General features: G+C 56.4%; 8 protein-coding genes. 6 read left to right on the forward strand and 2 right to left on the reverse strand.

The features are described from left to right. Positions 1-2,031 (forward strand): FAD-dependent oxidoreductase (locus tag BLR25_RS20600; RefSeq protein ID WP_143009955.1); only part of this gene is annotated, 2,031 nt, incomplete at its 5' end. A 91-nt stretch (positions 2,032-2,122) separates the two neighbouring features. Here the strand turns inward: BLR25_RS20600 and BLR25_RS20605 are convergent. Beyond that, positions 2,123-3,043 carry a ParB/RepB/Spo0J family partition protein gene (locus tag BLR25_RS20605; RefSeq protein WP_245715622.1) on the reverse strand — a complete coding sequence of 307 codons (921 nt, stop codon included), beginning with the start codon at positions 3,041-3,043 and terminating at the stop codon, positions 2,123-2,125. A gap of 355 nt (positions 3,044-3,398) precedes the next feature. Next, entirely contained in the window at positions 3,399-4,316 is a 918-nt protein-coding gene (locus BLR25_RS20610) for a LysR family transcriptional regulator (protein ID WP_091940684.1), read from the reverse strand. Positions 4,317-4,504: 188 nt separating this feature from the next. Here BLR25_RS20610 and BLR25_RS20615 point away from each other — a divergent pair, with 188 nt between their 5' ends. From BLR25_RS20615 to BLR25_RS20635, 5 genes are all read left to right on the forward strand, one after another. Next, positions 4,505-5,887, forward strand: a complete 1,383-nt coding sequence (locus BLR25_RS20615; RefSeq protein WP_091940687.1) for an MFS transporter — start codon at positions 4,505-4,507, stop codon at positions 5,885-5,887. Positions 5,888-5,964: 77 nt separating this feature from the next. Then, entirely contained in the window at positions 5,965-7,116 is a 1,152-nt protein-coding gene (locus BLR25_RS20620; RefSeq protein WP_091940689.1) for a Gfo/Idh/MocA family protein, read from the forward strand. Positions 7,117-7,130: 14 nt separating this feature from the next. Beyond that, the gene (locus BLR25_RS20625) at positions 7,131-7,976 is read left to right on the forward strand and encodes a sugar phosphate isomerase/epimerase family protein (protein ID WP_091940695.1); all 846 of its coding nucleotides are present in this window, start codon (positions 7,131-7,133) and stop codon (positions 7,974-7,976) included. A 37-nt stretch (positions 7,977-8,013) separates the two neighbouring features. Next, positions 8,014-9,033 carry an amidohydrolase family protein gene (locus BLR25_RS20630; protein WP_218122837.1) on the forward strand — a complete coding sequence of 340 codons (1,020 nt, stop codon included), beginning with the start codon at positions 8,014-8,016 and terminating at the stop codon, positions 9,031-9,033. A 25-nt stretch (positions 9,034-9,058) separates the two neighbouring features. Next, positions 9,059-9,283 (forward strand): SDR family NAD(P)-dependent oxidoreductase (locus BLR25_RS20635; protein ID WP_143009956.1); only part of this gene is annotated, 225 nt, incomplete at its 3' end.

Here is a 9,283-nt window from a genome sequence, read left to right on the forward strand (position 1 = left end):
CTGCCGCGCGAGGTCACGGCGCCAAAAATCGACGAGATTGTCGAATTCGACGGGCTCAGGATTCCGGTCTACCGTGCGCCGGCCGTCGTCCTGGGAAGCGGCGCAGCCGGCTTGCGGGCCGCCGTCGAACTCAAACGGCGCGGCGTCGACGTGATGATCGTCACACGCAAACTGTTCTGGGGAACGTCCGCCTTTTCCGGGTCGGACAAGCAGACGCTGCATACGGCCTGCACCAAGCACCGCGGTGACGATTTCACCAAGATGGCGCAGGCGCTCGGTGGCGGCGGCGCGATGGATTCCGACGTCGCCTATGTCGAGGCGGTCGGCTCGATCGATGCCTTCTCGGGCCTGAAGTTTCTCGGTCTTCCCCTTCCGGAAGATGCCTATGGCGCGGTGCTGCGTTACCAGACCGACCATGACGAATATGGGCGCGCCACGAGTTGCGGGCCGCGGACCTCGCGATTGATGGTCAAGGTGCTGGCCGAAGAGGCCATTCGCCTCGGCATCCCTTTCCTCGATCATGCGACGGGCATGGCCCTGCTCAAACAGGGCGATGGCGATGACGAACGGGTGGCAGGCCTGCTCCTGCATGTTCGTTCGGACCATGAGAATCCGTATGGTCTGTGCGCCGTCCTGAGCCCGAATGTCGTGCTCGCCAGCGGCGGACCGGGCGAACTCTACCGCGACAGCGTCTACCCGAAGAACTGCTTCGGCTCCTTGGGGATGGCGCTCGAAGCCGGTCTGGTACTGACCAATCTGACCGAACACCAGTTTGGCATTGGCACGCGCCGCACCGAGTTCCCCTGGAACCTCTCCGGCACCTATGTGCAGGTAATGCCCTACGTCTACTCGACCGACGCGAACGGCAGCGAGTACAACTTCCTGGCCGACTATTACCGGACGACGCAGGAACTCGTCTCCAACGTCTTCCGCAAAGGCTATCAGTGGCCCTTCCATGCCTCGCGCACGCTGGATTTCGGATCGAGCCTGGTCGATCTGGCGATCTACCGGGAAACCCGCAAGGACCGAACCGTCTGGCTGGACTTCAACCGCAATCCTCAGCCCGTTCCCGGCGACCTGCCCTTCGACCTGGCGCGCCTCGACCCGGACGTTCGCGCCTATCTGGAGAACAACCAGGCCTTGCAGTCGACGCCGATCGAGCGCTTGCGCTGCATGAACCCGTTGGCCATCGAACTCTATCGTCAGTACCGGATGGAGCTTGAAAAGGCGCCGATTCCGTTCAACGTCAATCACCAGCACATGAACGGCGGCATCGAAGTCGATACGCACGCCCGCAGCAGCCTCGCCGGTTGTTACGCGGTGGGAGAGATTGCCGGAACGCACGGCGTCACCCGCCCCGGCGGCGCGGCGCTCAATGCCGGACAGGTCTTTGGCCGGCGCTGCGCGGCACATATCGCCGAACGCCTGAAGCGCCACCCGGCGACGCCGGAAGATCTCTCCCGCTTTGACAACGCGCTCACCGGCGCCTTGGCCTGGTTCCGCAAGAACAGCACGGAGAATCATCAAGGACTCTCGCTGCAGGACGTGGCCCGTGAAATCCAGGATCGCATGAGCGATCACGCCGGCTACATCTGCCATGTCGACAGCGTCGGCGAAGCGCTCGAAGCCGCGCGCGATCTCAATCGCAGGATCGCGGCAGATGGCGTCAAGGTGCCCGATTCCACGCATCTGTATGAAGGCATCCTGCGCGCGCAAACCGCCTTGCTGTCGGAAGCAGTCCTGGCGGCGCTGGACTTCTATGTGCGTGACGGTGGCGGGAGCCGCGGCGCACGGATGTTATGCGATCGGGCCGGGGTTCCGGTGCCATCCTCCCGGCTCGGGGAGTTGGAGGAATTCCGTATCCGGCCCGAGAACACCGCGCATCGGACCGAGAAGATTCTGCTGCGCTATCGACCGGGGAAAGGATTCGAGATCGGCAAGCGGGCGCTGCGCGGGATCGAGGATACGGGCAAGATCTATTTCGAGAAAAACTGGGGCGCCTATCTGACCGGTGCGATCTATCCGGAATAAGTTAAGTGACAGAGGGGCGTGTCTGCAATTTTGTTAAAAGCGGTCATGGTCAATTGAGTCCCCGCGATTTTGCAGTCGCTGAGCCTTTGGTTCAGGCAGCGTCTTTAAGTGCCAAAAATTCGTCGATGAGACGTACCAGAAGGTCTTCTTCGTTTTCCTCACTGAGCCCGAGGAGTTCGGCGACTCGTTTCACCTTGCTCGGGTTTACTTTGGTTCGAGGACTACTTGATGGTGAAACCGCCTGAGGCACCGGGGTTTCTTCCCATGGCGGCCGCGCATCGCTTGCTTCGGGAAGCGAATCCGCGACGGGGGCCGCCATTACAACAGGAGCCTCCCGTGGGGCCTCTTGTTCTTTTTTACTGCGCCCACCTGCCTCGAGCAGGGCGTCATCGACCACCTTTTTGGAAGCTCTCTCCCCCTCCGGCAGTTGCTCGATCTGATCGATGAGCGCTTCCGCAAGAGTTTCGCTCTTCTTGGCCAGTCGCTCCAGTTGCACGGCGGCTCCGGTACTGGCGATTTTCCCGGAGTCGAGCAGGGCGGTGACTTTTTCCGATAGATTGGCCGCGGCGGTTGCTTGACCGAGCCAGGTCGGGGCACGGCCAAAATGCTGGGCAGCGGCTTCCGGGGTCTCGAATCGCCCGGCAATCGTTTGAATGGCATTCGCCATATCGCGCGGCTCCAAGGCTGAGCGAACCCCTAGTCCGATATTCTCAAACACTTGGACTTCCAGGACTGTATTCGCCGCACATGTACGGATCACTACCGGTACGACGCGCTCGCCAGCACGAATCGCTGCCTGGCGACGGCGTTCGCCGGCGATGACCGTGTAACGCCCTTCTGTTGCAGCGGGTCGAACCACGATCGGGTGAATAAGCCCAACCTTCTGGATCGAGTTGACGAGCCCTTTGAGGTTCTCCTCTGCGATATTGCGTCGCGCGTGCTCGGGGTCTGGGTCGAGTAATGAGACGTCGATAATCTGAAATTGGGCAGGGCTGTCTTTGAAAGCCATCATGAATGATTACGGGGAACCAAAAAGGGGCGGCATGTTGCCTTTATTTCATGGCTTTTTCAACCCCGGAATCAGACCAGAGAGCGCCGCAGGTCGGAGTTCGAGAATCGGTTTGGAGGCAATCGTGCGGAAAACCGTGGATTCGGACGCTTCAGCTTTAACTGCTTTCCGCCATGAATTGGGAGAAACCCTCGGGCCGGAGCCGAAGTGCAGGTGCGGGCGATATGCTCTCCGTATTTCAAGTCAGGCAAGGAAATGCGGGTGCGGATCGATGTCTTGGCCTCGCATCGCCGATGGAAACCGTAAGGCATGACCCGTTGTTCTTGAAAAAAGCAAAGAAGCTATTTGACTCGTCATCTTAGGGCATGAGTTCAGGCACAATTTCTGATCCAGAGCGTGCAATTTCTTGAATTACCTGTATCACTGCTCGGCAAGCGGGTGTCAGCTGTCCATGACGGGCCATGGCCAATGCGACGTAGCGCGTAATTGTCGGGTTGATCAACTTCGACGCTCGTAGCGGGCAGAATCGTGATGACACAGCAATGGCAAAAGGGGCCAAAACAGCATACATACCACCTTCGGCAACAATGTGTGTTTGCAAGCTGATCGAATCGGCCTCCAGCGCTACATTCAAGGCGATACCCTGCTCGATGCTCATTTGCTCCAGATAGCCGCGAAGGCTACTAGGCCGGCAGAAGGTGACAAGCGGAAGGTTATGCAATACCGAAAAATCTACGGTTGGATGCGCTGTGAGCGGATCTCCGACGGCGCTGACAAGATGCGTTGATGTTTCCGCTAAATAAATGTCGCCGTTCCTGGGTGTCGAGTTTGTTCGATAGACAATCGCGAGATCGACACTACTATCCTCGAGCCATGTTTCGAGTTGTGCCCCTTGCCCTTCTCGAATGGTTAGCTGGATCAGCGGAAAGCGTTCCCGTAGTCGCCGATAGAGCGTCGTGAGAAGCGGGTGCGCGGTAGATGAAAGACTGCCGATTCTGACTTTCCCGATAGGTGTCTCGGCCGAGGATCGAATGTCGTTGGCGAGTTGCTCAGTGCTGGCTAACCATGCTCTAACTTGGGGGACGATTCGCAGCCCTAGCTCGGTCAATACGACCCCTCTGCCAGTGCGCTGGAACAAGCGCCCTCCACACAGCTTTTCTAACTCACCTATCTGACGGCTAACGTGCGGCTGACTGGTTCCATAGGCTGTCGCCACCTTGCTCAGACTGCCTCGCTCAACTGCGTCGATAAATAATTTCCAGGTCGAGTAATCCACAGAAATGCCTTTTGTATTTATGCAGAATGCGCATAGCTGAAATGTCTGTTTTGCGGATTCAAGTATATCTCTTTGCTATCTATACTGCATCCCAGCAAGAAAACCGCCCGAGACTCCATGCCTTTTTGGGATGCTGGGTCGTGAGGCGATTCGGGTCAAGGCAATAACAATCGGGAGGAATCATCGCCATGACAACCCATGTTGCAGGGAATGCTGCACACAACGCTGCCAACGCCGAACTCGTTGCGAGGCTTGAGCGGCTTCCAGTTACGCGTCGCTTGATGCTAATTCGCATCATCGTTGGTACCGCGACCTTTTTTGATGCTTACACGGTGCTGTGCATTGCTTTTGCGATGCCAAGTCTCATATCCGAGTGGAAGCTAACTCCCGCTGAAGTTGGAATGATCATTTCGGCTGGTTATATAGGCCAGTTGATTGGCGCAGTCTATTTCGGATCGCTGGCTGAGAAGATTGGACGCTTGAAAGTCCTCTTGCTCACTATCGTGCTGTTCGTTTCGATGGATATCTCCTGTCTCTTTGCATGGAGTGGTGCCTCGATGATGGTGTTCCGTTTTTTGCAAGGAATTGGTACCGGTGGAGAGGTGCCGGTAGCGAGTGCCTATATCAATGAATTCATCGGCGCGAAGAAGCGTGGCCGTTTCTTCCTCCTTTACGAAGTGATTTTCCCGATCGGTCTGATGTTCGCCGGCATGGCGGGATACTTTCTAGTACCAATTTACGGTTGGAAAGCGATGTTTGTGGTGGGCTTGACACCATCATTGCTGACTATTCCGATGTACTTCTTGATACCCGAGTCGCCGCGCTGGCTGGCTTCAAAAGGGCGCATTGCGGAAGCAGAAGCGGTTGTAAAGAAACTTGAAGATGACGCGACCGCACATGGCCTTGAGCTACCGGCCCTTGTGGTACGTCAGCTCGATCCTAGGGCGACTGCGCGTTCAGACTGGCGTGAACTGTTCAAGGGTATCTACCAGAAACGAACCTTCATGATCTGGGGCTTGTGGGTCTGTGTTTATATGGTTAATAACGGCCTTGTCACTTGGTTGCCAACGCTCTACAAGTCGGTATTCAAGTTGCCGCTGCAGACGAGCCTCGCCTATGGCTGGACGACATCTGCTGTCGGTGTGGTCGCCTCGATCATCTGTGCCTTGCTGATCGATAAGGTCGGGCGCAAGGCGTGGTATGCGTCAGCCTTCCTGTTTGCCACGATACCGCTCGTAACGCTTTCCTGGCTTGGTGCAACGACGGCGCTCCAGGTCGTAATCCTGGCGACCACGACCTATGCGGCTCTCCAGACGATAGCCTTCTCGCTGTATCTCTATTCCGCCGAACTTTATCCGACTCGATTGCGGGCGATCGGTACCGGTTTCGGTAGCGCCTGGCTGCGTGCTGGGTCCTCTGTTGGACCGATCCTGGTCGGGTTCATCGTTGGCGACTACGGGATCCGCTACGTGTTCGCTGCGTTTGCTGCTGTCGCATTGGTCGGTGGGCTAGTGACACTGTTCTTTGCGATCGAAACCAAGGGAAAGGTTCTTGAAGAACTCTCGCCGTGAGCGAGCTCCCGTCGCTTTTGGTTGCAACTTCTCTCAATTAGTTACAGCGCTACATCTCATCAAAAAGAGGTCTTGAAATGGCACAACAACGAATCGGCATCATCATGCATGGCATCACGGGGCGTATGGGGATGAATCAACATTTGATCCGTTCTATCGTCGAAATCCGCAAACAAGGTGGCGTATTGCTGGCCAATGGCGATCGTCTGATGCCGGACCCCATTCTGGTCGGGCGCAATCTGGAGAAAATTCAGGCGCTGGCCGTCAAATTTGGTATCGAGCGTGTTAGCACCGATCTCGATGCAGCACTCAAGAATAAAGACGACACGATTTTCTTCGATGCGGCTACTACACAAGCGCGTCCTGGACTACTCAAGCGCGCGATTGCTGCAGGCAAGCACGTTTATAGCGAGAAGCCCGTGGCCACTAACCTTGAAGCGGCTATGGATCTCTATCGTGCAGCGAAAGCAGCCGGAGTAAAACATGGCGTCGTACAAGATAAGTTGTGGTTGCCGGGCCTGTTGAAACTCCAGATGTTGAACAAGGCTGGTTTCTTTGGCGATGTCTTATCGGTACGCGGCGAGTTTGGTTATTGGGTCTTTGAAGGCGACCTACAGCCGACTCAGCGTCCGTCTTGGAACTATAGGAGTGAAGATGGCGGCGGCATGATCCTCGATATGCTCTGTCACTGGCGTTATGTCGTCGACAACGTTTTCGGACCGATCAAGAGCGTTTCATGTTTGGGGGCCACGCATATCCCACAGCGCTGGGATGAAAAAGGCAATCCGTACAAGGCGACCGCCGACGATGCTGCTTACGCCACCTTTGAGTTGGAAAGCGGAGTGATCGTCCAAATGAACAGTTCATGGTGCGTGCGCGTACGTCGTGATGATCTCGTTACTTTCCAGGTCGATGGTACTCATGGTTCTGCCGTTGCCGGGCTGACCGATTGCTGGACTCAGTCTCGTGTCAACACGCCCCGTCCCACCTGGAACCCCGACGTTCGCCAGACTCACAATTTCTACGATGACTGGGCGCAGGTGCCGGACAGCACGACTTACGACAACGCCTTCAAGGTGCAGTGGGAGCTCTTTCTCAAGCACGTCTGGGGCGAATGTGACTTCAAGTGGAATCTGCTGGAAGCCGCCAAAGGTGTGCAACTTGTGGAGGTCGGCTTACAGAGTTGGGCTGAGCGCCGCTGGCTCGATCTGCCGAAGCTCGAGGCATGAGCTGGGATGTTGTCATGAACGCACTTCATACCCCTCCTCCTGCAGAGAAACTCTCGCTCAATACGGCTACGGTCAAGACGCAATGGCGTCTTGACCAGATCATCGAAGGGTGCGCTCGCCATGACATTCGAGGCATTTCGCCATGGCGCGATCAGGTTGCTGAGATTGGGCTAAGTCGGGCCGCCAAGATGATCCGCGACCATGGTCTATCTGTTACCGGTTACTGCCGAGGTGGCATGTTCCCCGCTATTGACAAAGCCGGACAGCTGGCAGCGCTTGACGATAATTATCGGGCTGTCGACGAGGCGCTAGAGATCGGTGCTGCTTGCTTGGTATTGGTTGTCGGTGGTATGCCAAAAGGCTCAAAAGATATCGACGGCGCACGTCAGCAAGTGCATGACGGCATTGCCAGTCTGCTGCAATACTCGCGCAAGGTTGGCATGCCTCTCGCCATTGAGCCGCTGCATCCGATGTATGCAGCCGACCGCGCTTGCGTCAACACGATGGCATATGCCAATGATTTGTGTGACGTGCTCGGTGACGACGGCTTCGGCATTGCGCTTGATGTCTATCACGTTTGGTGGGATCCGGATCTCCGCAATCAGATTCGTCGTGCAGGGAAACAAAGGCTGCTGGCCTTTCATATCTGTGATTGGTTGGTGCCTACCACTGACCTGCTTCTCGACCGAGGCATGATGGGTGATGGGGTCATTGACATTGCCGGTCTGCGAACCGCCGTTGAGGCTGAGGGTTACTCCGGATTTCATGAGGTCGAGATTTTCTCCGCAGCCAACTGGTGGAAACGTTCTCCCGATGAGGTGCTGCTGACATGTAAGCAACGTCACCTCGAATGCTGTTAGGAAGCTAGTCGGCAGCCATGTTTACAAAGGTTCTTTGATGAAACTCGACATCTACACCCACATCTTCCCGTCGGCCTATTTCGCCAAACTGAACGAGATCATCACCGACAAGGCCAAGCTCAAACGCTGGTTCAATCTCGATACGCTCTACGATCTGAAAGCGCGTTTCGAGATTATGGATCGCTACCCGGACTACGCTCAGGTGCTATCGCTCTCGCCACCACCGCTCGAAGCACTTGCCGGGCCGGATCAAACCCCCGAGATGGCACGTATTGCCAATGACGGGCTGGCGGAATTGGTTGATCAATACCCGGATCGCTTTCCGGCTTGGGTTGCTTCCTTGCCGATGAACAACGTGGCCGCCAGTCTGGAGGAGATCGAACGTGCTTTTGCAATGGGTGCAGTCGGCGTCCAGCTGTTTACCAACATCAAGGGCCTGCCGCTCGATCATCCGGATTTCGAGCCTGTCCTCGATTTGATTGTGGGCAAGCACGGCAAGCCGATTTGGCTGCATCCGGCGCGAACGGCACAGTTCTCGGACTACGCGAGCGAAAAGAAATCGAAGTACGAAATCTGGTGGACATTCGGCTGGCCCTACGAAACCAGTGCAGCCATGGCCCGACTCGTTTTTTCCGGATTTTTTGAGCGTTATCCAGACATGCGTGTAATCGCCCATCACTCCGGTGCGATGATCCCATTCTTCGATGGCCGGGTGGGACATGGCTGGGACGAGTTGGGCAGCCGCACTGACGACGAAGATTATGAATCCATCCTAAAACGCATGCCGCAGCGCCCCATCGACTATTTCCGGCAGTTTTATACCGATACTGCCGTTCTCGGTTCGCGTTCGGCAATTCGCTGCGGAATCGACTTCTTTGGAGCTAGCCAAAGAACGCTCTTCGGTACGGACTTCCCGTTCGACAAAGAGCGCGGAGAACTCGTCATTCGAGACACGATTGCTGCCATCGATTCACTTGATATTTCCGAGTCCGATCGCACAAGGATTTACTACGAAAACGCTAAAAAACTGCTGAATCTTCAGAACAAAAAACAGTGACTTCTCCATTCCTCCTGAAAATATCATGATCAAACAAAAAGTTGCAGTTGTGACCGGCTCCTCACGCGGCATCGGCAATGCCATTGCCACCCGACTGGCGACCGAAGGGTATGCCATTGTCGCCGTCGGGACCTCGGCACCCGAAAGCATCGCGTCCAACTTTGCCGGCATCGAGCAGGCCGGCAATCCCTGGGTCTATGTCCAGGCGGACGTCTCGACGCCGGCCGGTCGCGAGAAGATCGTCTCGACC

The organism is Propionivibrio dicarboxylicus, assembly GCF_900099695.1.
Lineage (GTDB): Bacteria > Pseudomonadota > Gammaproteobacteria > Burkholderiales > Rhodocyclaceae > Propionivibrio > Propionivibrio dicarboxylicus.

Coding starts and splice junctions, on each gene's coding strand:
- BLR25_RS20605 (WP_245715622.1), bottom strand. CDS start 3,043: ATGATGGCTTTCAAAGACAGCCCTGCCCAATTTCAGATTATCGACGTC.
- BLR25_RS20615 (WP_091940687.1), top strand. CDS start 4,505: ATGACAACCCATGTTGCAGGGAATGCTGCACACAACGCTGCCAACGCC.
- BLR25_RS20620 (WP_091940689.1), top strand. CDS start 5,965: ATGGCACAACAACGAATCGGCATCATCATGCATGGCATCACGGGGCGT.
- BLR25_RS20625 (WP_091940695.1), top strand. CDS start 7,131: ATGAACGCACTTCATACCCCTCCTCCTGCAGAGAAACTCTCGCTCAAT.
- BLR25_RS20630 (WP_218122837.1), top strand. CDS start 8,014: ATGAAACTCGACATCTACACCCACATCTTCCCGTCGGCCTATTTCGCC.